The organism is Streptomyces sp. NPDC101776 (genome assembly GCF_044766845.1).
Classification (GTDB): Bacteria; Actinomycetota; Actinomycetes; order Streptomycetales; family Streptomycetaceae; genus Streptomyces.
Window position 1 is genome coordinate 26,500 of sequence record NZ_JBIWMV010000001.1, and the last position, 23,924, is coordinate 50,423.

Below are 23,924 nucleotides of genomic sequence, written 5' to 3' on the forward strand. Positions count from 1 at the left end.
CGCTCCCGGGTTCGTCCTCGTCGCTCTCCTCCATGCATCCGTTGCAGCCGTACGGCTGGGATGCGGAGTGGGAAGCCGAGTTCGCCCCGTTCGCCGGGCAGGGGCTCCTGCCCGGCCGTGTCGTACGGGTCGACCGTGGCCTGTGCGACGTCGTCACTCCGGCCGGCACCGTCCGCGCCGACACCGAGTTCGTCGTCCCCCGTGACCCGATGAAGGTCGTATGCACGGGCGACTGGGTCGCCATCGACCCTGAAGGCAGTAACCCGCGCTACGTGCGGACGCTCCTGCCCCGCCGTACCGCCTTCGTGCGCTCGACCTCGTCGAAGCGTTCCGAGGGCCAGGTGCTGGCTACTAACATCGATCACGTCGTCATCTGTGTGTCGCTCGCGGCCGAGCTGGACCTCGGGCGGATCGAGCGGTTCCTGGCCTTGGCCATGTCCTGCTCCACTGGCGAGGCACTGCTGCATAACGCGGCGGACTCCTGGGAGTCCGGCGCCCAGCCCGTCGTCGTGCTGACCAAGGCCGACCTCGTGCCGGACGCGACGACGTTGTCGTATCTCGTCGACGACGTGGAGGCGACGGCGCCGGGCGTGCCGGTGCTGACCGTCAGTGCCGCAGCCGGGGACGGGATCGATGTCCTCGCCGCGGTGGCCGCCGGGGGTACGTCCGTGCTGCTCGGGCAGTCCGGTGCGGGCAAGTCGACGCTCGCGAACGCGCTGACCGGCGAGGACCTGATGGACGTCCAGGCGACGCGTGACGTCGACGGCAAGGGCCGTCATACGACCACCACGCGCAACCTGCTCGCCCTGCCCGGCGGCGGGGTGCTGATCGACACACCGGGGCTGCGCGGGGTCGGGCTGTGGGACGCGCAGACCGGGGTCGGGCAGGTGTTCGCCGAGATCGAGGAACTGGCGGGGCGGTGCCGCTTCCACGACTGCGGCCATGTCGCCGAACCGGGGTGCGCGGTGCTCGCCGCCGTCGAGAGCGGTGAACTGTCCGAGCGTCGGCTCGACAGTTACCGCAAGCTCATGCGCGAGAACCAGTGGATCGTCGCCAAGACCGACGCCCGGGCCCGGGCCGAACTGCGCCGCGACTGGAAGCGGAAGGGCGCGGAGGGCAAGGCCGCCATGGAGGCCAAGCGGGGGCGCCGGGTGTAGCGGCCCGGCTCGGCGGCACGTCAACGCCGCGTCCGATTTCCGCCAGCCCCACCCCCGGGGATGGCGGAGACTGGATCGCGTGATGGACGAAGACACCAGGTACGAAGCCGTACGGAGCCGGGACGCCCGGTTCGACGGTGAGTTCTTCTTCGGGGTGACCACGACCGGGATCTACTGCCGGCCCAGTTGCCCCGCCGTGACGCCGAAGCGGCGCAATGTGCGGTTCTACGCGACGGCCGCCGCCGCGCAGGGTTCCGGGTTCCGGGCCTGCCGGCGGTGCCGTCCGGACGCCGTGCCGGGGTCGGCCGAGTGGAACGTGCGGGCCGACGTGGTGGGCCGCGCCATGCGGCTGATCGGCGACGGCGTGGTGGACCGCGAGGGTGTCGCCGGGCTCGCCGTGCGGCTGGGATACAGCGCACGGCAGGTCCAGCGGCAGCTCACCGCCGAACTCGGCGCAGGCCCCGTCGCCCTCGCCCGGGCCCAACGGGCGCACACCGCCCGCGTGCTCGTACAGACCACCGATCTGCCGATCACGGAGATCGTCTTCGCGGCCGGTTTCGCCAGCGTCCGCCAGTTCAACGACACGATCCGTGCCGTGTACGCGTCGACCCCGAGCGAGTTGCGCACCAACGCACCCAAGGCACCGGGCGCGTCCAAGGCAGCGACGAAGGCGACCGGACCGGCCGGCGGAATCCCGCTGCGGCTCGCCTGCCGGGGCCCCTACCGCTCCACCGCCGTCTTCGACCTGCTGGCACACGAAGCCGTCCCCGGCATCGAGGAGATCACCGGCACCCCCGGCCGCCGCACCTACCGCCGCACCCTCCGCCTCCCCTACGGCACCGGAATCGCCGCCGTCGACGAACGACCCGGCGCCCTCAGAGCCGCGTCCCCCGCCCATCCCGGCGGCTGGCTCGACGCCCGGCTGCATCTCACCGACCACCGCGACCTGACCACCGCCGTCCAGCGGCTGCGCCGGCTCTTCGACCTCGACGCCGACCCGTACGCCGTCGACGAACGGCTCGGCGACGATCCCCGGCTCGCCCCACTCGTCGCCGCCCGACCCGGCCTGCGCTCACCGGGCACCGCCGATCCCGAGGAACTCGCCGTACGGGCGCTGGTCGGGCGGGCGGCGGCCGAGCGGCTGGTGCGGCGGTACGGCAAGGCGCTCGACGTCCCGTCCGGCGGCCTCACCCATCTCTTCCCCGAGCCGTCCGCGCTGCTGGAGGCGGCCGCGCCCGGCGACCCCCTGACCGCCCTCGCCACCGCCCTGGCCGACGGCACCCTACGACTCGACGCCGGCGCCGACCGGGACGACGCGCAGCAGGCCCTGCTCGCGCTGCCCGGCATGGACGCCGCCATCGTCGCCGTCATCCGCACCCGCGCCCTCGGCGACCCCGATGTGGCGCCGCCCGGCGTCGACATTCCGGAAGCCTGGCGCCCCTGGCGTTCCTATGCCGCACAACACCTGTACACCGCAGGGGAGTTGGAGTCCCGATGAGCACACCGATGACCACACCGATCACCACGCCGATGACCGCTCCGAACACCACCCGTTGGACGAGTTTCGAGAGCCCCCTGGGGCAACTCCTCCTCACCGCCGACGAGTCCGGCGCCCTCACCTCCCTCTCCGTCCCTGGGCAGAAGGGCGGCCGTACCGTCCAGCCGGAGTGGCGGCGGGACCCCGGCCCCTTCCGCGCCGCCGGTGACCAACTCGCCGCCTACTTCGCCGGTGAACTCAAGGAATTCCACCTGGAGTTCCACACCTCCGGCACCGACTTCCGCGAGCGTGTGTGGACCGCCCTCGACTCCGTCCCGTACGGCGCGACGACGACGTACGGCGAGATCGCCGCGCGGATCGGCGCGTCCCGGGCCGCAGTTCGAGCCGTGGGCGGGGCGATCGGCGCCAATCCGTTGCTGGTCGTCCGCGCCTGCCACCGTGTGATCGGCGCGGACGGATCACTCACCGGCTATGCGGGCGGCCTCGACCGCAAGGTCCAACTCCTCACCCTGGAGGACGTGTTGGAATCCTCGGACTAGTCGGCCTCCAGGCCCCAACTGTGGATCCGGCGCGGATGGATGCGAATCACTTCCTTGCTCATGTGTGGCCCCAACTCGTGCGGGCCGACGAGGAGTTCGGCCTCGCCGCGGATGTCGATACCCCGTACCTTCCAGGGACTGACGCTGACGATGTCGTCCACGACCAGGGCGACCTTCGGGTTCTTCCGCAGATTGCGCCACTTCTTGGTCGTACCCATCGCGTAGCCGCCGACCAGGATCGTCCCGTCGGGCTGCGGGAAGAAGCCGACGGGGTTCGCCTGCGGTTGGCCCTGCGGGTCGACGGTGGCGAGGCGTCCCAGCCGCTGCGAGGTGAGGTACGCGCGTTCGGCCGCGGTGAATTCGGTCATGACCGCAGCCAAACACGCCTGCCCGCCCCGCGCATCGGCCTGCGGTCCCGGGCCTTGCGCCCCAAGCCGGGCACGGGCCGCACATAGGCCCGGACATAGGCCGGACAGGGGACGCACAGCCCTTCCCCGGTGATGCTCCGCCGTCGGCCCGTTCCCGCGTGGCACGGTCGCCTCCTCGTGGTCGGTGGGGAGAGGTGGAGCGTTCATGGTCGGGGCCGGACGGATCGTCGTGGCAATGCTGGTGGCCGTACTGGGAGCGGGAGTTGGGCAGGGTACGGCGACCGCCGACGCCCCGGCCGCCGACCCGTTCGGCACCTGGACCGGCACCTGGGAAGCCGCCCCTTCCGGAACCGCCCCGGCCCGGCCCGGCGCCTCCCTCCGCAACGTCGTCCACCTCAGCGTCGGCGGCACTGCCACCCGCGTCCGGCTCACCAACCGGCTCGGTACCGCGCCCCTGCGGCTCGACGCGGTGACCGTCGCCCTGCGCGAGGACGGTCCGGACGCGGTGCCCGGCTCGATGCGCGTCGCCACCTTCGCGGGCGCCCGGACGGTCACGATCCCGGCGGGCCAGGACCTGGTCAGCGACCCCGTCGCGCTCGCCGTGCCCGACGGCGCGGACCTGCTCGTCACGGTCCACACGCCCGACGACTCCGGCCCGGCGACCTACCACCGGGCGGCCGGACAGACCAACTACCTTGCCCCGAGCGGCGATCGGGCCGCGGACGTCGACGGTTCCGCGTACAGGACGACCACCACCTCCTGGTACTACGTCACCGGCGTCGACGTCCTCGACGCCCCGGCGGCCGGCAGTGTCGTCACCCTCGGCGACTCCCTCACCGACGGCAACGGCTCCACCCGCGACGCCAACCACCGCTGGCCCGACCGGCTCGCCGAACGCCTCGGCGCCCTGCCCGCGTACCGCCACCTAGGTGTCCTCAACGCCGGCATCTCCGGCAACCGACTGCTGCGCGAGGGCGTGGGCCCGAGCGCGCTGTCCCGCGTGGACGCCGACGCCCTGTCGCGGTCGGGCGTGCGCGTGCTGATCGTCCTCGAAGGCATCAACGACATCAACGGCACCCCGAACGCCACCGACCCCGGAGCCTTCGAGGACGCGTACCGCACCCTCGTGACCAGTGCCCATGCGCACGGCATCCGTGTCATCGGCGCGACCCTCACGCCGTACGGCGGCGCCGGCAATTTCACGGCCGCCCGGGAGGCCGTACGGCAGAAGGTCAACGTCTTCATCCGCGGCGGCGGGCCCTTCGACGGGGTGGTCGACTTCGACGCCGCCGTCCGCGACCCGGCACAGCCGCAGCGGATCCGGCCCGGCTACGACAGCGGCGACCATCTGCACTTCAGCGACGCGGGCATGCGGGCACTGGCCGACGCGGTCGACCTCACCGCGCTGACGTGACGGACCCGGTGGGTCGGATGGGTCGGATGGGTTGGACGGGTCAGCCCCAGATGATGGCGCCCAGCCACGCGCCCGCGATCAGCAGGCAGGTGAACAGCTCGGTCAGCACGCTGGAGCCGCCCGAGCGCATCGCCGTACGCAGGGAGGCCATGGCCTCGCCGTGGCGGCCCAGCCGTACGCGTTCGTGGAGGTAGATCCCGGCCATGAAGCCGGGGATCGCGCCGAGCACGGGGACCAGGACGAAGCCGAGGAACGCGCCGACTCCCGCGTACACGCCCATTCGGGGGGTCGCGCCGCTCGCGCGCAGCCGGCGGGGCGGCAGGGCCCAGCGCACCACCTGGGAGAGGAAGAGGACGACCGTGGCGCCCACGAGGACGCCCCAGGACACCGGCTGCGGGTCCTTCAGCGCCCACCACAGGACCGCGGCCCACACCAGCCACGACCCCGGCACTCCGGGCACCAAGACTCCGCACAGGCCGAGCAGGATGACAACGCCGACCAGCAGGAGTTCACCCACTCCCATCTGCCCAGCCTGCGGGATCCCGGGTGAAACCGCAGGTCAGCCACGGGCAACCCAGCCCCGGTTGTGGGCGTGCCAGCCCAGTTGCAGCCGGGTCGTCGCGCCGGTCAGCTCCATCAGCCGCCTCACCCGTCGAGGCCTATCGCGGCCAGCATGAGGTGCCGTCCCTCCTTCGCGGTGTGCGGTGCGGTGTGCGGTGCGGTGCGTTGTGCGACGTGTGCGATGTGTGCGGTTTGGTGTGTGCGGTGTGGCGGAAAACAGCCACGGCGTGAACCCGCCTCGGCACATCATCGCCGTACCACCCGTCACTCTGCCAAGGTTGCGCCCCAGGGGCATCAACTGCCGCCCGTAATGCGCGTATTGGGCGTGGTTGGCCTGCGGGTTCGTGTCCGACGGGCTGTGGGGAAGCCGGGCGGGAATCACAGCGGATCTTCAGGAAAGCGGGTCACACTCGGGCCTGTACGGGCCGAACCCGCAACGGGATCCGGCCAGTTGGAACGTGACCCGGACCCATGCGGTGCGCCGGCACGCAGGGGAGCTGGGGCCGGGTCACTCAGATGTCGCCGGGCGGGCCTCCCGTGGGGGGTGGGTCCGCCCGGCGGCTCTGTGCTGTCCTGCGCCGACCTGTTCCGGATGAGCGTTCGGTACGTCGTCCGACACGCCCTTCGAGCAGGGGCGCGCACCCGATTTTCCGGACGCCCCGTTTCCAACTGGCCCTGGCGGTGGACAATTAGGGGCATGAGCCAGCAGGGGGGAACGCCGACCGGTCACGAGGACGACTGGTGGAGCCAGCTGTACGACGACACCCCGGAGGACACGGGGCCCACGACCGCGGGCGACTCCGTCGACGACCGGTTTGTCTCGGCGGCGGGGACGGTGAGTGGGGGGTCCGGTGAGTCCGGGTCCCTCGATGCCGGGGAGGGTGTGGCTTCGGCGGGTGAGCTGACGCGTCCGGTGGACGAGGTGACGCGCCGGGTGGGTCCGGGTGGCCCGGGGTCCCGCGCGGCAGCCGACTCCGAGGTGCCGGCCGGCGCCGATTCGGCCGCCCCGCGTGCTTTCTGGGAGCCACCGTCCAGTGCGCCTCCGGGTGCTGCGGCATTCCCACCACGCCCCCCGCTCCATGGGCCGACGGGGACACCGGCCGCCTCTGCCCCGGCGCCACGGGTGCCGGTCGGGAGGCCGACGCCCGGTGAGGTTTGGGACGGCGGTGGAGGCGGCTCGTCCGGCGATTCAGGGACGGGTGGTGCCGGGGGCGGTTCGGCGGGCGGCACCGATGGGTCCCGTGGCCTCCGGGGCGACGAGGCAGGCGCCGGGGTGCCGGGCGACCGCCCGACCGTGGCCATCGCTGATGGCACTTCACCGCCGCCGCCCCCGCGAGGCACTCGCCCGGATTCATACGCCGAGCGTCCGCTGTTCACGCCGGTGGCGCCTTCCGCGCCCGGTGACGGTGCCGACCCGTATCTTGATCCCCCGTTGTTCACGCCGGTGGCACCCGCCGCTCCCGGCGACGGGGGCTCGCTTCCTTCGGCCCCGGGGGGTGCTGGCGCGGACCGGCCTGTCGAGCCTCCGTCGTTCACGCCCGTGGCGCCTTCCGCGCCCGGCGATGGCGCCGACCCGTATCTTGATGCTCCGTTGTTCACGCCGGTGGCACCCGCTGCTCCCGGCGACGGGGGCTCGCTTCCTTCGGCCCCGGGGGGTGCTGGCGCGGACCGGCCTGTCGGGCCTCCGTCGTTCACGCCCGTGGCGCCTTCCGCGCCCGGTGACGGTGCCGACCCGTACCTTGATGCTCCGCTGTTCACGCCTTTGACCCCCGCCGTCCCAGGGGAGCAGGCCCAGCCCGTCCCGACCTGGCCGGGTCTCCCCTCGGACGCAACACCTCCCGGCCTCCCACCGGCAGCGCCTCAGCGGCAGGCCGGTGGGGAGTTCCCGCCCGGCTACCCGCCGCCGTCGGCCGTTCCCGCACCGCCTGCCGACAGGCCCACCGCCGCTCCGCAGGACAGCCGGCCGGACGGGCTGTCCGCCCCGCAGCCATCGGCGGCTCCCGCACGCCCTGCCGACAGTCCCGCGATCGCTGCGGAGGGCCGGAGTCCGGATGCCCCGTCCTCCCCGCACGTCTTTCCGCAGCCGTCGGCCGTTCCCGCACCCCCCGTCGACAGTCCCGCGGTCGCTCCGCGGGATCTGCGTGCGGAGGACCCGTCCAGCCCCCGCCCCTACCCGCAGTCGTCCGCCGTTCCCGCTCTCCCCGCCTCACCCCCACAACCCCCCCGCCCCTTCGACCCCCGCCCCTACCCCCAGCCTCCGGCCGCTCCCGCACCCCTCGTCGGCAACCCCACCCCCATCCCGACCCCGAGGAACCTCCCCCGCCCGTCCCCGCACCGCCAACCCCTCCCGATCGACCCACCCCCGAACCTTCCCGCCCTCGCACCACCCCCACCCGCACCCGAATCCCTCACCCTCGACTACGTCGGCTCGGGCCCTCCCACCTACGACGCCGAGCCCACCGCCCTCCCGCTCGCCGACCCGGACGACCTCGACGATCTGGTCGCGGACACGGTGTTGGACGGGGCGCGGTACGGGACGAGTACGCTCCGAGCCGCTTCGGTGCGGGGGGACTCCGCGAGGTTCCGGGGAGAGCCGCGGCGGGACTCGTTGCTGACGGCGCGGTTCGGGGTCGGGGAGCAGGCCCTCGTGCTGGTGGCGATGGCGACCGGGGCCCGGGCCACGCCGGGGGCGCACCGGGCCGCCGCCGAGGCCTGTCACTGGATCGGGCGGGCTGTCGGGCGGAGCCATGCCCGTCTCGCCGAGGACATTCGCGCCGCCCGGCGCGGTGATCTCAAGTCCGGCCTGCACCGGCTCACCGACCGGAGTCTCGGCAAGCTCCGCGCCAGCGCCGCCGAACAGGGCATCGACCCCGAGGAGTACTCGGCCGGCCTGCGCTGTCTCCTCCTCCCCGCGCACCCGGAATGCCGTACCCGCGTCTTCTTCGGCGTCGGCCCCGGCGGGCTGTTCCGCTTGCGGGACGGCGAGTGGCAGGACATCGAGCCCGCGGTCGGCGACATCACCGGCGAGGCCGTCCTCGGCTTCGGCTCGCAGCCCGCCGAGACCCCCGAGGGCGACCGGCTCACCATGGACCTCGGCATCCCGACACCCCCGAGCCCGTACGAACCCGCCCCCGAACCACCCCGCGAACCCTTCCGCTTCCGCGCCTCCGTCGCCCGCCCGGGAGACACGCTCCTCATGTGCACCGGAGGTCTCGCGGAACCGCTGCGCGGCGAGCCCGCGCTCTCCGCCCACCTGGCGGGGCGGTGGGCCGGCACCACCCCGCCCGGTCTCGCCGCGTTCCTCGCCGACACCCAAGTGCGGGTCAAGGGTTACGCGGACGACCGCACGGCGGCTGCCGTTTGGGAGGCGTGAGCGCCCGGGCTGTGAATTCATGGAACCCAGAGGGATCCGCAGCACACCGGAAACCGAAGGGCACGCGAGAACCATGGCCAAGCAGAACGTTGCCGAACAGTTCGTCGACATCCTCGTCCGCGCCGGAGTCAAGCGCCTCTACGGCGTCGTCGGCGACAGCCTCAACCCCGTCGTCGACGCGATCCGCCGCAACTCCGCCATCGACTGGATCCACGTACGGCACGAGGAGACCGCCGCCTTCGCCGCCGGCGCGGAAGCGCAGATAACCGGCAAGCTCGCGGCCTGCGCCGGCTCCTGCGGCCCCGGCAACCTGCACCTCATCAACGGCCTCTACGACGCCCACCGCTCCATGGCCCCGGTACTCGCCCTCGCCTCGCAGATACCGTCCAGCGAGATCGGCCTCGGCTACTTCCAGGAGACCCACCCGGAGCGGCTCTTCCAGGAGTGCAGTCACTACAGCGAACTCATCTCCAACCCCAAGCAGATGCCCCGCCTCCTCCAGACCGCCATCCAGCACGCGGTCGGACAGAGCGGCGTCAGCGTCGTCTCCCTCCCCGGCGACATCGCCTCCGAACCCGCCCCGGACAAGGCCGCCGAGACCGCCCTCGTCACCTCCCGCCCCTCCGTCCGCCCCGGCGACACCGAGATCGACAAGCTCGCCGAGCTGATCGACGCGGCGGACAAGATCACCCTGTTCTGCGGCAGCGGCGTCGCCGGCGCGCACGCCGAGGTCATGGAGTTCGCCGAGAAGATCAAGTCCCCGATCGGACACGCCCTGCGCGGCAAGGAGTGGATTCAGTACGACAACAAGTTCGATGTCGGGATGAGTGGGCTGCTCGGCTACGGCGCCGCCTACGAAGCCACCCACGAGTGCGATCTCCTCATCCTCATCGGCACCGACTTCCCGTACAACGCCTTCCTCCCCGACGACGTGAAGATCGCCCAGATCGACGTACGGCCCGAACACCTCGGCCGGCGCACGAAGTTGGACCTCGCGGTGTGGGGCGACGCGAAGGAGACGCTGCGCTGTCTCACCCCGCGGGTGCGGGCGAAGGAGGACCGGCGGTTCCTCGACCGGATGCTCAAGAAGCACGCCGACGCGCTGGAGGGTGTCGTCAAGGCGTACACGCGCAAGGTCGACAAGCAGGTCCCGATCCATCCCGAGTACGTGGCCGCCGTGCTCGACGAACTCGCCGACGAGGACGCCGTGTTCACCGTCGACACGGGCATGTGCAATGTGTGGGCCGCCCGCTACATCACGCCCAATGGCCGCCGCCGGGTGATCGGTTCGTTCTCGCACGGGTCGATGGCGAACGCGCTGCCCATGGCGATCGGCGCGCAGTTCACCGACACCGAGCGGCAGGTCGTGTCGATGTCCGGCGACGGCGGATTCTCCATGCTGATGGGCGACTTCCTCACCCTCGTCCAGTACGACCTGCCGGTGAAGGTCGTCCTGTTCAACAACTCCTCCCTGGGCATGGTCGAGTTGGAGATGCTGGTCGCCGGTCTCCCGTCGTACGGCACCACCAACAAGAACCCCGACTTCGGTGCCGTGGCGCGCGCCTGCGGTGCGTACGGTGTGCGGGTCGAGAAGCCCAAGGATCTGGAAGGCGCGCTGAAGGCCGCCTTCAAGCACAAGGGGCCGGCCCTCGTCGACGTCGTCACCGACCCCAACGCCCTCTCCATCCCGCCGAAGATCAGCGCCGAGATGGTGACGGGCTTCGCGCTGTCGGCGTCGAAGATCGTGCTGGACGGGGGAGTCGGACGCATGGTGCAGATGGCCCGGTCCAACATCAGGAACGTACGCGGGCTCTAACCGTCGTACGGCGCCCAGCCGTTCGCCGAGTACCAGTAGCGAGGCAGGCCCTTGACGCTCGTCGTGCGGAACGGCTTGCCGTGGTCGTCGATGCGGAGGGTGCCGGTGCGGCCCTGGGAGGACCAGTCCAGTTCGAGGTACCAGCGGCAGTCGCAGGTACCGGTGCGGGCCTTGACCAGCAGCACCTCGGGGTCCTGTGCGGAGACCCGGTACGGCAGGTGCGCCGCCGGGACCGGAGTGCCCAGGCTGCTCCCGGCGACCGGGCGGGCCAGGGGGCGGCGGGCGTCCAGGTCCACCCCGAAGTAGCGCGGGGTGACCTCGCCGCCGCAGCCCTGGTCCATGGCGTACGCGGTGCCGTGGACGGGGGCGGCCCGGCCCACGACGTGGACGCGCAGCGCCTCCAGGACGACCGCCGTGGACGTCCGCCCCTGCACCGAGATCTCGACGTCCGTCTCCCTGCCGTGCACCGCGTGCTGGTGCGCCGCCCAGGCACCGGCGCCCTCCTGGGCCGGGGGCGGCGGCACGTGCGCGGGGGACGCGTCGACGACGTAGTCGTGGCTGCAATGGAGGTCCCACACCTGAGAGTCGGCGGTCCAGGCGAGGGGGGCGGGGAGCGCGGGCGATGATGCCTTCGGCTTCGCGGTGTGGTGGGTGCTCACCGCCGACAGCGTGCCCCACACCGCGAGCACCGCGCACACCACGGCGGCGGTGAGCGTCAGCCGCCGTCGGTACCGGGGGCCGGGCGCCGGCGCGGGGACTTCCTCCGGCACCGGTTCAGGGACCGGATTCCCGGCGGGCCGGGGCCGCTGCCGTGCCGCCACCGCCAGGATCCAGTACCGGTGCAGCTCCAGCCGCTCCTCCGGTGTCGCCCCGCACAGCGCCGCGAACCGTTCCACGGGGGCGAAGTCGAGGGGGACCGCCTCGCCCACGCAGTAGCGGTGGAGGGTCGAGGCGTTCATGTTCAGGCGGCGGGCCAACTGGCTGTAGCTGCGGTCCGTGCGGTCCTTCAGCCGCCGCAGCAGTGCCGCGAACTCCTCGACGTCCATGTCCTGACCCTGGTCCGACACCGCGCCCCCGTGCGTGTCCCGTCCCGGGACGGCATCCCAGGCACTCCGTATATCAGGAGGTCAGAAGGGGTGGGACGGTTCCATCGTTGCGCGATCGGTGTCGGTCGTTGCGGTCGCCGCCGTCGGGCGCCGAAGCTCTGACCGACCGCGGAAACGCACCACGGCAACCGATCACCGCACCGCACCGCACAGATCCGAAACGGGGACCACACGTGAACAGCAAGAAGGCCACGCGCCGCACCGCCCTCGCCGCCGGCCTCGCCCTCGCCCTCGGGCTGGGCGTGGCGGCCCAGGCCTCCGCCGGCGCCCCGCGCTCGGTGAGCGGCTCGCCCGACGACAACATCACCCGCATCGCCGACTTCTACGGTGCCTACGTCGACGCCGAGAGCGACCTCGACGGCGGCGGCGGAAAGCTCGCCCGGCAACTGCGCGCGTACTACCTCACCCCGGCCTACCTGAGGGAGCTGACGGCCTGGGAGAACAAGAACCACGCGGACGGCGTCCTCCAGGCCCAGAACACCCCCTTGAGCTGGAAGGTCACCGACAACGGCACCGCCGACTACACCGAGGCCGCCATCACCCTCACCTGGGGCGGTGGGGACACCACCAAACTGATCGTCGACATGACCCGCACGACCCACAAGATCTTCCACATCGGAACGAAGGGGATCGGCGGCAAGTAGCCCCCGTGGCGGAGCCGTTCGCGATTCCTGAGCGGCTGATTCCGGCCAGATTCGCGGAGCGTGGGTCCTACGGAGGTCCGGGGGGACCAACCGCCCCACGCCTTCGCGGACTACGGCCGGATCGGCAGCCCCGCATCGGCAGTCGGTTCGATCGCCGGTGGTCAGGACGTCACGGGGTGTCTGGTCCCGACGCCGGGAACCGGCTCACCCCGGAGGGGAACGCCCCGACCGCCCCACCCGCGTCGCATCCTCCGTACGGTGGTCGTTCGACCGTACGGACAGGATCGCCCCCGATTCCTCCGCCCCGCCGGACTCGGCGCAACTGTGGCCGAACACCTGGTCGTTGACAACTCGACATGACTGCCCTGTTCCCGGCGAGGGCATGGATCCCCGTGAACGTGTGCGAGCAGGAGGGAACCGGAAACCGGCGTGCAGGCGGGGGTCATGAAGAGGCAAGCACGAGGGGGCGGTCCCATGGCGATCGGGGCCTCCTCGGCGAAAGCGGTGGAGGACAAGGCCGACAGCGCCACGGAACCGGCGCAGCCGCCTCAACTGAGGCGCAGACTCGGACGCGCGGACCTGCGGGCTGTGCCCGAGGCGCGCAGAGCGTTGCGTGAACTGTTACGGCACTGGGGGAGGCCGGGACGATCGGAGATAGCGGAGCTGCTCACGAGTGAACTCGTCACCAACGCGCTGATCCACACCGACCACGACGCCGTGCTCACGGCGACCGTCGGACCGGCCGGACTCCGCGTGGAAGTAAGGGACTTCGTGGCCCGCAGGCCCCGACTGCGCGTACCGGACGCCGACGACGGTACGCACGGGCGGGGCCTGGTGCTGGTGCAGTCCCTGGCGGACGCCTGGGGAGTGTCGCCCCACGGGGTCGGCAAGTCCGTCTGGTTCGAGCTGGGTTCGGACGCGGCATGAGCAACGGGACGGGGGCGGCGTCCAGTTGGATGCCGCCCCCGTCCCGTTGTCGCCCGGTCCCGGACCTCGTGGTCCCGGATCTCAGCCGAACTGCTGCTCCAGGTCCTTGAGCTTGCGCTCCAGGGAGTCGAGCCGCGGCAGGGCCATCGTGTCGTCCTCCGCCGTGAGGTCGACGGTTATCGGGTCAGATGCCCCGCGGACTGGCTGGAGTGAGGGACGCGTGCGAACCGGCAGTTGTTCCGGCGTCGATAGGGCAGGCTCCGCGGATGCTTGTCCGGAGCCGCGCTCCAGGGCCTGCGGTTCCGAGGACCGGCCGCCGCCCCGTCCGATGAGGCCGCGCTGGCCGCGGCTTATGGCCTTGAGCTGGGCCCGCTCGATCCGCTGCTGGTCGCGGCGGCGCAGTCGGGTCTCCTCCTTCTTCGCCTTGTCCTCGCGCACCTCGTCGACCGCCTCGTCCAGGCTGCGCACGTTCTCCAGGAGCATCAGCGACCAGGCGCTGTAGGTCTCGCGGGGGGCCCGCAGCCAGCGGACGATACGGATCTGCGGGAGCGGACGCGGCACCAGACCCTGCTCGCGCAGCGCGGCCCGACGGGTCTGCTTCAGCGCGCGGTCGAACAGGACCGCGGCCGACAGGGACATGCCGGAGAAGAACTGCGGAGCGCCCGCGTGGTCGACACCCCTGGGCGCGTGCACCCAGTTGAACCAGGCGGCCGCGGCCGCGAACGTCCACACGAGTATGCGGGAGCCGAGGGCCGCGTCACCGTGGCTGGCCTCGCGCACCGCGAGGACGGAGCAGAACATGGCCGCGCCGTCGAGGCCGAACGGAACCAGGTACTCCCAGCCGTCGGTCAGGCCGAGGTTCTCCTGGCCGAAGCCGACCAGTCCGTGGAAGGAGAGTGCCGCGGCGACCGCCGCACAGCAGAACAGAAGGACGTAGGAGGCGATGCCGTATATGGCCTCCTTGCGCCTGCGGCGCTCCTCCGTGCGCTCCCACGAGTCGTCTTTCGCGTGCTCCCCGCCGGACCGCTTGCTCCGCGCGAGCACCGCAACCGCCGCCAGCATGCCCAGGAGCAGTACGGCGCCGGGAAGCAGCCAGTTAAGCGATATGTCGGTCAGTCTCATCTGGGGTCCCTTGCATTGGGATAGGGCGTAACGCCCGCCATAGTGGCCCAATCCCAACGGCCCTCAGGCGTTTTCGGGGCAAGAGGCCGCCAAGGAGGTGCAAGGGGATGCCCAGGGCGGCTTTCTGCTCGAACTGCCGCTTGAGGGGCGGGAGTTGAGTTCGAATAAGACTACCCGTACGGGTGGTTCCACGGAAAGTTCCTGCGACAAGTGAGGAAGTTGTGAAGCACCTGTAACCGGGCGGGCGTCTCGTTCGCGGCCGATCCTAGCGGGCCCGGATCCGGGCACCGCACTGAGGGTCCCTCAACTCGCGGCGGCGGCCAGCAGTTTGGTGACCCGCTCCGCCTCGCAGGTGCGCGGGCAGGCGGGGCAGGCGTCCAACGCGTCCAGCGTGTAGTACATGCAGCAGCTCGCCCGGTCCCGGGTGGGCAGCGCCTCGCCGTTCGGCCCGGTGACCTCGCGGAACGCGGCGGAACCGACGTACGGCTTGGTCGCGCCGGGCAGCAGTCGCTCCAACTCCCGCACCGCGCGCGGCTGTTCGCCGAAGAGGTCGGCGACGTACCAGATCCCCTCCACGACCTCGTCGGTCGCCATGCCCCACAGGGCGCGGCCCCGCCGCCGCATCCGCGGCCCGAAGCCGGCCAGCAGGGGTTCCATGTGCTCGGCGACCGCGACCCGCACCTCGGCCCGCAGCGCCTCCTCGTCCGCGACCACCCGCGCACCGGGCAGCGCCGACGCCGGGTCGCCGGGCAGACAGGTGAAGGAGTCGGTACGCACGACCAGGTGGCCCATGTCGAGACCCTCGGCCGTGCGGTCGTATGTGACGTGGCTCACGGGGAGACGGGGGACCCGGCGGTGCAGGAACCAGGGGACGGTGAACAGGAGGCAGACCGGCCAGGCGTAGCGGTGCAGACCGAAGGTGGCTATCACGTCCGGGCGGCCGGGCCGGCCGTGGTCGCGCAGAACCTGGGCGTCGTCCCGGGCCAGGAACGCCTCCAGGCCGGGTCCGCCTTCGGCGAGTTCGGCGGCCGAGGCCCAGCCGCCGCCGCTGGGGAGCGGTTGTTCCAGGGGGAGTTCGGTGATCGCGAGCCCGGGGATGACCTCGGTGAGGCGGGCGTAGGAGTCCGCTACGGCCGAAGAGGGCAGGGGCATGCCGGGACCACCGATTCACCGTTGGTTTAGAGGTAAGGCTTACCTTACCCAACCCTCCGGAGATTTGAACTAGTCCGATCTGCGCCTAAGGTGCTTGACGGACGAGTAACAAGACGCCGTAATGACCCCAAGTACCGACACGTCCGGAGGAGGACCCGTGAGGCAAGGCACGCAGGGCTCCGCCGGTACCGGCATTCCGGATCCGCGTCCCCGGAGCTCCCGGGTGCCGCCGCAGTCGCGCGCCGAGGTGGCCCGGGCCCGGGATCTCGCGGACGGTGCCGGTGCGGTGCGCGGTGAGCACACGCACAGCGAGACGCCTGTCCCGCGTCCCCGTGTCGTCGTCCAACGGTCCTCCGTGCGCGGCCAGATACTCGACGCCCTGCGCACCGCGCTCCTCGGCGGCGAACTGACCCCGGGCGAGGTCTACTCCGCGCCCGCGCTCGGCGACAGGTTCGGCGTCTCCGCCACCCCCGTGCGCGAGGCCATGCAGCAGCTCGCCACCGAGGGCGCCGTCGAGGTCGTACCGAACCGGGGCTTCCGGGTGGTCGAGCGGGGCGCCCGCGAACTCGCCGAACTCGCCGAGATCCGCGCCCTGATCGAGGTGCCGGTGATGCTCCGGCTCGCCCGTACCGTGCCCGCCGCCCGCTGGACCGACCTGCGCCCGCTGGCCGAGGGGACCGTCCGCGCCGCGTCCACCGGGTGCCGGGCGACGTACGCCGAGTCCGACCGGGCCTTCCACCGCGCGGTGCTCACCCTCGCCGGCAACGAACAGCTCGTCCAGATCGCCGAGGACCTGCACCGCCGCGCCCAGTGGCCGCTGGTCGGCGCTCCGGTCACGCGCGGGCGGGCCGACCTGGTCGCGGACGCGGCCGAACACCTGGCGCTCCTCGACGCGTTGGCCGCGGGGGAGTGGGACGTGGTGCGGTCCCTGGTGCAGGAGCACTTCGCGGGAGCCGCGTGAGCCTCGCGGGGTCCGCGTGAACCCGAATATGTGACTCCGGTCACGAGCGGGTCCGGGTCCGGCCACCGCGGGCCGCACCGGGAACCCGCCCGGACGGTGGCGACGTGCTCCACGGAAAGGGACGACCGTTCCGTGGGGGAGAGCGCCGATGTTTCCGAATCCCGGCCAACAGGCCGCACAGCAGTCCGCACGGCGAGGTGCCGAGCAGTCGGCGCGACAGGCGGCGCAGGACGGCATGCGGGCCGCGCAGGCGGGAGCCCGGCGCGGCCACTCCCGCCCGGGTCGCGGCGGCGGCCTCCTGTCCTTCCTGCTGCTCGTCGCCGTCGGGGTGTTGGTCGTCCGCGACCCCGAACTCCGGTCGTCCGTCCTGCAGTTCGTCCACCACATCGTGAACGTCGCGCAGAACCGGACGAACGGCTCCTGACCTACGCCGTGGCCGCGCCCGGCGCGGGCACCGCCAACTGCCGCGCCAGCCACGTCGGTACACCGCCCAGCAGCCGGAACAGCCGCCGCGCCTCCTCGCGCAACCGGGACGCCTCCGGCTCGGCCTCCGCGTCCGCGAGCGACACGAGAGCCGGTGCCGTGCCGACGAGGTAGCCCAACTCCTCCCGGATCCGCAGTGATTCGGCGAACCCGTGCCGGGCCTCCGCCAACTCCCCGTCCCGCAGGGCCAGTCCGGCCAGATGACGCCAGGTGAACGACAGCAGCAGCGGATCGGCCTGGTCGGCGGCCCCCGCGTGCGCCCGCCGGTACGCGGCCCGCGCGGCCTGCGGCGAACGCGCCAGGTTCTCCGCGACCAGCCCCCGCCGGAAGTCCAGCAACGCCCGGCCCTCGCCGCCGGGCGGGATCAGCGCCGCCGCCCGCCCGAGCGCGGCCCGCGCCTCGTCCGCCCGGTCCCGGACCCCGTGCAGCGTCGCCGCGTAGGCGAGGTACCCGCGCTCACAGGCCGCCGCGCCCCGCTCGTCGTCGCTGTGGGCCAGCGCCTCCGCCGTGCGCAGCGCGTCGTCGGCGTCCTCCCAGCCCTGCTCGGTGTACAGACACCGCTCCACGAGCAGCGCGGTCCGCTGCAGGGCCGGTGCCGCGGCGTCGGGCCGCAGCAGCGCCGCCGCGTCGACCCAGCAGGCCCGCGAGCGCAACCGCCACACCGCGGTCTGGAGGGGATCGTCACCTTCGGTCGTTCCGTTCCCAGACATGGCGGAATACGCCACGTTGCCCTCCCCGAGCACACCATTGAGCTGTTGAGTGGTGGCCGCATCTCAGCACGGATCGGGCGGCCCGGCCAAGAGGGTGGGTGAAAGAATTCACAAAGTCGTGGGATCTTCCGGTCAGCTCATCCGCAGTGCCAGGAAGAAATCCAGCTTGTCCTCAAGGCGAGAGAGGTCCCGACTCGTCAACTGCTCGATCCTGCCGACCCGGTAGCGCAGCGTGTTGACGTGCAGGTGCAGCCGGGACGCACAGCGCGTCCAGGAACCGTCGCACTCCAGGAACGCCTCCAGCGTCGGAATCAGCTCCGCGCGGTGCCGCCGGTCGTAGTCCCGCAGCGGATCGAGCAGGCGCGCGGTGAAGGCCCGCCGTACGTCGTCGGGCACGAAGGGGAGGAGGAGCACATGCGAGGCCAGTTCCTGGTGCCCGGCCGCGCACACCCGCCCCGGCCGTGCCGCCGCCACCCGCCGCGCGTGCCGCGCCTCCTCCAGCGCCCCGCGCAGCCCCTCCGCCGAGTGCACCGCCGCGCTCACCCCGAGCGTGACCCGCCCGTCGTCGTCGAGCCCGGCCGACAGCGGATCCCGTACAGCCTCCAGCAGGACGTCCGCGTGGATCCCGGCCTCGGAACCGTCGTGCTCCGCCGACACCGCGGGCAGCGGCACGAGCGCGATCGCCTCGTCGCCCGAGTGGGCCACGGCGATCCGGTCGGAGGGCTCGGGCCCCGTCGCCAGCGGGTCGACCAGGATCTCCTCCAGGAGGGACTGGGCGACCGGCCCGGCCTCGATGTCGCCGCCGTCCCACTCGACCCGGGCCACGATCACCTGCCAGTGCGGGGCCGCCCCGAGGCCGGGCAGCAGGACGGGAGCGGCGACCCGTAGGCGCGCGGCGATCTCGGCCGGTGCGGCGCCCGCCTGCACCAGCTCCAGGACCTCCTGCGCGAGCCGTCTGCGGACCGTGCGCGCCGCGTCCCGCCGGTCCCGCTCGACCGCGATCAACTGCGTGACGCCCTGGAGCAGATCGAGCCGCTCGTCCGGCCAGTCCCCGGCGTCCGCCTCGACCGCCAGCAGCCAGTCCGACAGCACCGTCTCGCGCACGTCCCGCGAACCCTGCGCGGAGCGCCCGCCGCCCCGGATCGGGAACAGGGAGTACGTCGAACCGCCCAGCGCCAGCCGGTGCGGACCCCGGCGGCCCGTGCGCGCGGCGGTCAGATGCTCGGCGGCCAGCTTCGCGCACACGTCGACGGGCAGCGCGGGCCCCGCCCCCGACATCTTCGCGCCCGCGATGAGCCGCCCGGTCGGCGACAGCACCCACGCCCGCAGATCCAGGTCCGAGCCGAGCAGGTCGAGGACCACGTCCGGGCCGCCGCCCGTCGGGCCCGAGGTCATCATCCGGCGGTGCCGGTCCACCACGGCCGCCAGATCACCGGCCCGCTCGCCGGACACCTGCCGTACGACATGCTCGGTGATCGTCGCGAACGCCACCGACTCGTGGACCGCGAACAGTGGCAGCCGGTGCTTGGCGCAGGCGGTGATCAGGTCGTCCGGGATATCGCCGAGCTCCGCCTCGCCGGCGGCCAGCGCGGCCACCCCGGCGGACACCAGGAGCCGTACGAACGGCTCGGCGTCGGCCGGGCTCCGGCGCCAGGCCAGACCGGTCAGGACCAGCTCGCCGCCCGCCAGATAACGGCTCGGGTCCCGCAGGTCGGTGGTCATCACCCCGCGTACCGTGCGGTCCAGCTCGTCCGTGCCGCCGAGCAGCCGCAGCCCCAGCGCATCGGTGTCCAGAAGTGCGCGCAGCCGCATCGCCGTCGCCGCCGTTCTTTGTCTAGAAAACTACGATGAACCAAGAGGTGCTGTGGGTGCGAGGCCGTGCGGGGCTGTTTCCCACGTTTCCACAGGGAATCGAAGGGGTTACTGATGACCTCTGTTCATATGAATCTACAAGATGCCCGCGCTGGCCAGCCAACTCCTTCATGGTTTCCGTGACTGACCCACTCCGCGCACGGCGCTGTGTACTGACCTCACGCTGCATTAACAGCGCATGAACGAGCCGGGCCCGCCGCACACGAACTGGCTTGATCCGTACGACCCACGAGACGAAGAAGAGAGCCGGTCATGGACTTCCTTCGCCCCGCCAGCTGGGAGGAGGCGCTCGCCGCGAAGGCCGAGCACCCCACCGCAGTCCCGATCGCGGGCGGCACCGATGTGATGGTCGAGATCAACTTCGACCACCGTCGGCCCGAGTACCTGCTCGACCTGAACCGCGTCGGCGATCTCTACGAGTGGGAGGTCGGCGCCGACAGCGTGCGGCTCGGGGCCTCGGTCCCGTACACCCGGATCATGGAGAACCTGCGCGGCGAACTGCCGGGCCTCTCCCTCGCCTCGCACACCGTCGCCTCCCCGCAGATCCGCAACCGCGGCGGCGTCGGCGGCAACCTCGGCACCGCCTCCCCGGCCGGTGACGCCCACCCCGCGCTCCTCGCGGCCGGCGCCGAGGTCGAGGCCGAGTCGGTGCGCGGCACCCGGCTCATCCCGATCGACGAGTTCTACACCGGAGTGAAGCGCAACGCGCTCGCCCCCGACGAACTGATCCGCGCCGTCCACATCAAGAAGGCGGACGGCCCGCAGCAGTACTCGAAGGTCGGCACCCGGAACGCCATGGTGATCGCCGTGTGCGCCTTCGGTCTGGCCCTGCACCCCGACACCCGCACGGTCCGCACCGGCATCGGTTCGGCCGCGCCGACCCCCGTACGGGCGAAGGCCGCCGAGGAATTCCTGAACGCGGCGCTCGACGAGGGCGGCTTCTGGGACAACGGCCGGATCATCACCCCGTCGGTCGCCAAGCAGTTCGCGGACCTCTGCTCCGCCGCCTGCAACCCGATCGACGACGTCCGGGGCACCGCGAGCTACCGCCGCCACGCGGTCGGCATCATGGCCCGCCGCACCCTGACCTGGACCTGGGAGTCCTACCGCGGCACTGACGGCCGCTCCATCGAGAAGGGGAGTGTCGCCTGATGCGCGTCAATTTCACGGTCAACGGCCGCCCGCAGGAAGCGGACGACGTGTGGGAGGGCGAGTCCCTGCTGTACGTGCTGCGCGAGCGCATGGGCCTCCCGGGTTCGAAGAACGCCTGCGAGCAGGGCGAGTGCGGTTCCTGCACGGTCCGGCTCGACGGCATCCCGGTGTGCTCCTGTCTCGTCGCCGCCGGCCAGGTCGAGGGCCGCGAGGTCGTCACCGTCGAGGGGCTCGCGGACTACGCCAAACAGCGCGCGGAGCACGGGAGTTGCGCAACAGCCGCCTGCGGTACGTCGGTCGACGAGGCCAGGGGCCGACAGGCCAAGCCGCTAGACTCGCAGACCGGCGAGGGCACCCAACTCGCCCCCATCCAGCAGGCGTTCATCGACGCCGGCGCCGTCCAGTGCGGATTCTGCACCCCCGGTCTCCTCGTCGCCGCCGACGAGATGCTGGAGCACAACCCGACCCCGACCGACGCGGACATCCGCGAGGCGCTCTCGGGCAACCTGTGCCGCTGCACCGGCTACGAGAAGATCATGGACGCGGTCCGCCTGGCGGCCGCCCGGCAGGGAGAGGCGGTCTGACATGCCCGGCATCTCCGCAAAAGGCGCCCCCATCGGCACTCCCACCAAGGTCACCCAGGGTTCCAAGACCAAGGGCGGCATCGGCGAGTCCACGCTCCGCCCGGACGGCACCCTCAAGGTCACCGGCGAGTTCGCGTACTCCTCCGACATGTGGCACGAGGACATGCTCTGGGGCCAGATCCTGCGCTCCCCGGTCGCCCACGCCGAGATCGTCTCCATCGACACGGTCGAGGCGCTCAAGACCCCCGGCGTCTACGCCGTCCTGACCTACGACGACCTGCCGACCGACGTGAAGAACTACGGCCTGGAGATCCAGGACACCCCCGTCCTCGCGCACGGCAAGGTCCGCCACCACGGCGAGCCGGTCGCGATCGTCGCCGCCGACCACCCGGAGACCGCACGGCGCGCAGCCGCGAAGATCAAGGTCGAGTACCGCGAACTCCCGGTCATCACCGACGAGTCGTCCGCGACCGCGCCGGACGCGATCCTCGTCCACGAGGGCCGCGACGACCACCACATCGGCCATGTCCCGCACCCGAACATCGTCCACCGCCAGCCGATCATTCGCGGCGATGTGGCGGCGGCCCGGGAGCGCGCCGACTTCGTCGTCGAGGGCGAGTACACCTTCGGCATGCAGGACCAGGCGTTCCTCGGCCCCGAGTCCGGCCTCGCCGTACCCGCCGAGGACGGCGGTGTCGACCTCTACATCGCCACCCAGTGGCTGCACTCCGACCTGCGCCAGATCGCGCCCGTGCTCGGCCTGCCCGAGGACAAGGTGCGCATGACGCTGTCCGGCGTCGGCGGCGCGTTCGGCGGTCGCGAGGACCTGTCGATGCAGATCCACGCGTGCCTGCTGGCCCTGCGCACCGGCAAACCCGTGAAGATCGTCTACAACCGCTTCGAGTCCTTCTTCGGCCACGTCCACCGCCACCCCGCCAAGCTCCACTACGAGCACGGCGCCACGAAGGACGGCAAGCTCACCCACCTCAAGGCCCGCATCGTCCTGGACGGCGGCGCCTACGCGTCGGCCTCCCCGGCGGTCGTGGGAAACGCGTCCTCGCTCGGCGCCGGCCCCTACGTCATCGACAACGTCGACATCGAGGCCATCGCCCTCTACACCAACAACCCGCCCTGCGGCGCGATGCGCGGCTTCGGCGCGGTCCAGGCGTGCTTCGCCTACGAGGCCCAGATGGACAAGCTCGCCGACAAGGTGGGCATGGACCGGGTCGCGTTCCGTCAGCTCAACGCGATGGAACAGGGCACGATCATGCCGACCGGGCAGCGGGTCGACTCCCCGGCGCCGGTCGCCGAACTCCTGCGCCGAGTCAAGGCGATGCCCATGCCGCCCGAGCAGCAGTGGCTCGCCGCCGGAGAGGCCGCCGACGTACGGCAGTTGCCGGGCGGACTGTCCAACACCACGCACGGCGAAGGTGTCGTACGAGGCGTCGGCTACGCGGTCGGCATCAAGAACGTCGGCTTCTCCGAGGGCTTCGACGACTACTCAACCGCCAAGGTCCGCCTGGAAGTTGTCGCCGGTGAGCCCGTCGCCGTCGTGCACACCGCGATGGCGGAGGTCGGCCAGGGCGGAGTCACCGTCCACGCGCAGATCGCCCGCACCGAACTGGGCGTCACCCAGGTGACGATCCACCCGGCGAACACCCAGGTGGGCAGCGCCGGTTCGACCTCCGCGTCCCGGCAGACGTACGTCACCGGCGGTGCCGTCAAGAACTCCTGCGAGCTGGTCCGCGAGAAGGTCCTGGAGATGGGCCGCCGCAAGCTCGGCACCTACCACCCGGCCTGGGCCACCGCCGAACTCCTCCTGGAGGGCGGCAAGATCGTCACCGACGCCGGCGAGGTCCTCGCCGATCTCGTCGACGTCCTCGAAGACGAGGCCGTCGAGATCGAGGCCGAGTGGCGCCACCGCGCCACCGAGCCCTTCGACCTGCGCACCGGACAGGGCTTCGGCCATGTCCAGTACACCTTCGCCGCGCACCGCGCCGTCGTCGAGGTCGACACCGAACTCGGCCTGGTCAAGGTCATCGAACTGGCCTGCGCGCAGGACGTCGGCAAGGCGCTCAACCCGCTGTCCGTCATCGGCCAGATCCAGGGCGGTACCACCCAGGGTCTCGGCATCGCGGTCATGGAGGAGATCATCGTCGACCCGAAGACCGCCAAGGTCAGGAACCCGTCCTTCACGGACTACCTGATCCCCACCATCCTCGACACCCCGACCATTCCGGTCGATGTGCTCGAACTCGCCGACGAGCACGCCCCGTACGGGCTGCGCGGCATCGGCGAGGCACCGACCCTGTCGTCGACTCCCGCCGTACTCGCGGCGATTCGGAACGCGACCGGGCTGGAACTGAACAGGACACCGGTACGCCCGGAGCACCTCACCGGTATGTGAGCCTCCGCGCCCCCTTGTTCGTCTCGGGCCGTCCCCCGGGTCGTCCATCCCAAATCCCGCGCACCGCCGAGAGCGGTT

Annotated in this window: 20 protein-coding genes; 13 read left to right on the plus strand and 7 right to left on the minus strand. The window is 71.9% G+C overall.

The genetic code is table 11. The annotated features are described in order from the left end of the window. Positions 1-32: 32 nt before the first annotated feature. The 3 genes from rsgA to ACIRRY_RS00125 all read left to right on the plus strand — a co-directional run bounded on the left by rsgA (position 33) and on the right by ACIRRY_RS00125 (position 3,194). Entirely contained in the window at positions 33-1,157 is a 1,125-nt protein-coding gene (gene rsgA / locus ACIRRY_RS00115) for a ribosome small subunit-dependent GTPase A (protein ID WP_403968254.1), read from the plus strand. A gap of 82 nt (positions 1,158-1,239) precedes the next feature. Continuing rightward, positions 1,240-2,655 carry a bifunctional transcriptional activator/DNA repair enzyme AdaA gene (locus ACIRRY_RS00120; protein ID WP_403968256.1) on the plus strand — a complete coding sequence of 472 codons (1,416 nt, stop codon included), beginning with the start codon at positions 1,240-1,242 and terminating at the stop codon, positions 2,653-2,655. Further along, the gene (locus tag ACIRRY_RS00125) at positions 2,652-3,194 is read left to right on the plus strand and encodes a methylated-DNA--[protein]-cysteine S-methyltransferase (protein WP_403965820.1); all 543 of its coding nucleotides are present in this window, start codon (positions 2,652-2,654) and stop codon (positions 3,192-3,194) included. The genes ACIRRY_RS00120 and ACIRRY_RS00125 overlap by 4 nt, the downstream gene beginning before the upstream one ends. Here ACIRRY_RS00125 and ACIRRY_RS00130 read toward each other — a convergent pair. After that, positions 3,191-3,562, minus strand: a complete 372-nt coding sequence (locus ACIRRY_RS00130) for a PPOX class F420-dependent oxidoreductase (RefSeq protein ID WP_403965823.1) — start codon at positions 3,560-3,562, stop codon at positions 3,191-3,193. The genes ACIRRY_RS00125 and ACIRRY_RS00130 overlap by 4 nt on opposite strands. Before the next feature lie 205 nt (positions 3,563-3,767). On the opposite strand from ACIRRY_RS00130, the gene ACIRRY_RS00135 reads away from it, so the two are divergent. Further along, complete coding sequence (locus ACIRRY_RS00135) at positions 3,768-4,976, plus strand: SGNH/GDSL hydrolase family protein (protein ID WP_403965826.1); 1,209 nt, start codon at positions 3,768-3,770, stop codon at positions 4,974-4,976. Between the two features lie 40 nt (positions 4,977-5,016). Here ACIRRY_RS00135 and ACIRRY_RS00140 read toward each other — a convergent pair whose 3' ends face one another. Continuing rightward, on the minus strand, positions 5,017-5,499 hold the full coding sequence (locus ACIRRY_RS00140) for a DUF456 domain-containing protein (protein WP_403965829.1): 483 nt from the start codon (positions 5,497-5,499) through the stop codon (positions 5,017-5,019). A 1,737-nt stretch (positions 5,500-7,236) separates the two neighbouring features. Here ACIRRY_RS00140 and ACIRRY_RS00145 point away from each other — a divergent pair. After that, positions 7,237-8,910, plus strand: coding sequence for a protein phosphatase 2C domain-containing protein (locus ACIRRY_RS00145; protein WP_403965832.1), 1,674 nt, complete (start codon positions 7,237-7,239; stop codon positions 8,908-8,910). A 73-nt stretch (positions 8,911-8,983) separates the two neighbouring features. Then, positions 8,984-10,726: a pyruvate dehydrogenase gene (locus ACIRRY_RS00150; RefSeq protein ID WP_403965835.1), complete on the plus strand. Its 1,743-nt coding sequence runs from the start codon at positions 8,984-8,986 to the stop codon at positions 10,724-10,726. Here ACIRRY_RS00150 and ACIRRY_RS00155 read toward each other — a convergent pair. Continuing rightward, a complete protein-coding gene (locus ACIRRY_RS00155) occupies positions 10,723-11,772 on the minus strand; it encodes a helix-turn-helix domain-containing protein (RefSeq protein WP_403965838.1) in 1,050 nt (349 codons plus the stop codon). The genes ACIRRY_RS00150 and ACIRRY_RS00155 overlap by 4 nt on opposite strands. A 233-nt stretch (positions 11,773-12,005) precedes the next feature. Here ACIRRY_RS00155 and ACIRRY_RS00160 point away from each other — a divergent pair, with 233 nt between their 5' ends. Both ACIRRY_RS00160 and ACIRRY_RS00165 read left to right on the plus strand, forming a co-directional pair. Continuing rightward, complete coding sequence (locus ACIRRY_RS00160) at positions 12,006-12,476, plus strand: hypothetical protein (RefSeq protein ID WP_403965841.1); 471 nt, start codon at positions 12,006-12,008, stop codon at positions 12,474-12,476. A gap of 474 nt (positions 12,477-12,950) precedes the next feature. Further along, a complete protein-coding gene (locus tag ACIRRY_RS00165; RefSeq protein ID WP_403965844.1) occupies positions 12,951-13,403 on the plus strand; it encodes an ATP-binding protein in 453 nt (150 codons plus the stop codon). A gap of 81 nt (positions 13,404-13,484) precedes the next feature. Here the strand turns inward: ACIRRY_RS00165 and ACIRRY_RS00170 are convergent, their stop codons facing one another. After that, positions 13,485-14,525 carry a DUF2637 domain-containing protein gene (locus tag ACIRRY_RS00170; RefSeq protein WP_033279537.1) on the minus strand — a complete coding sequence of 347 codons (1,041 nt, stop codon included), beginning with the start codon at positions 14,523-14,525 and terminating at the stop codon, positions 13,485-13,487. A 303-nt stretch (positions 14,526-14,828) separates the two neighbouring features. Beyond that, positions 14,829-15,677, minus strand: coding sequence for an iron-sulfur protein (locus ACIRRY_RS00175; RefSeq protein WP_403965847.1), 849 nt, complete (start codon positions 15,675-15,677; stop codon positions 14,829-14,831). Positions 15,678-15,834: 157 nt separating this feature from the next. Between ACIRRY_RS00175 and ACIRRY_RS00180 the strand changes: the two genes are divergently transcribed. Both ACIRRY_RS00180 and ACIRRY_RS00185 read left to right on the plus strand, forming a co-directional pair. Continuing rightward, positions 15,835-16,638, plus strand: a complete 804-nt coding sequence (locus ACIRRY_RS00180; RefSeq protein WP_403965850.1) for a GntR family transcriptional regulator — start codon at positions 15,835-15,837, stop codon at positions 16,636-16,638. A 148-nt stretch (positions 16,639-16,786) separates the two neighbouring features. Further along, positions 16,787-17,062 (plus strand): hypothetical protein, encoded by a 276-nt coding sequence (locus tag ACIRRY_RS00185; protein ID WP_403965853.1) that lies wholly within the window; start codon positions 16,787-16,789, stop codon positions 17,060-17,062. A gap of 1 nt (position 17,063) precedes the next feature. On the opposite strand, the gene ACIRRY_RS00190 is transcribed toward ACIRRY_RS00185, so the two are convergent. Next, positions 17,064-17,831, minus strand: coding sequence for a hypothetical protein (locus tag ACIRRY_RS00190; protein ID WP_403965855.1), 768 nt, complete (start codon positions 17,829-17,831; stop codon positions 17,064-17,066). A gap of 132 nt (positions 17,832-17,963) precedes the next feature. Next, positions 17,964-19,643 carry a PucR family transcriptional regulator gene (locus ACIRRY_RS00195; RefSeq protein WP_403965857.1) on the minus strand — a complete coding sequence of 560 codons (1,680 nt, stop codon included), beginning with the start codon at positions 19,641-19,643 and terminating at the stop codon, positions 17,964-17,966. A gap of 312 nt (positions 19,644-19,955) precedes the next feature. On the opposite strand from ACIRRY_RS00195, the gene ACIRRY_RS00200 reads away from it, so the two are divergent. From ACIRRY_RS00200 to ACIRRY_RS00210, 3 genes are read left to right on the plus strand one after another with little or no spacing between them, the layout of a single operon-like run. Beyond that, positions 19,956-20,855: an FAD binding domain-containing protein gene (locus ACIRRY_RS00200; protein WP_403965860.1), complete on the plus strand. Its 900-nt coding sequence runs from the start codon at positions 19,956-19,958 to the stop codon at positions 20,853-20,855. Beyond that, the gene (locus tag ACIRRY_RS00205) at positions 20,855-21,439 is read left to right on the plus strand and encodes a (2Fe-2S)-binding protein (RefSeq protein WP_403965863.1); all 585 of its coding nucleotides are present in this window, start codon (positions 20,855-20,857) and stop codon (positions 21,437-21,439) included. Before ACIRRY_RS00200 ends, ACIRRY_RS00205 begins: the two co-directional genes overlap by 1 nt. Position 21,440: 1 nt before the next feature. Continuing rightward, a complete protein-coding gene (locus ACIRRY_RS00210; RefSeq protein WP_403965866.1) occupies positions 21,441-23,846 on the plus strand; it encodes a xanthine dehydrogenase family protein molybdopterin-binding subunit in 2,406 nt (801 codons plus the stop codon). Positions 23,847-23,924 lie beyond the last annotated feature (78 nt).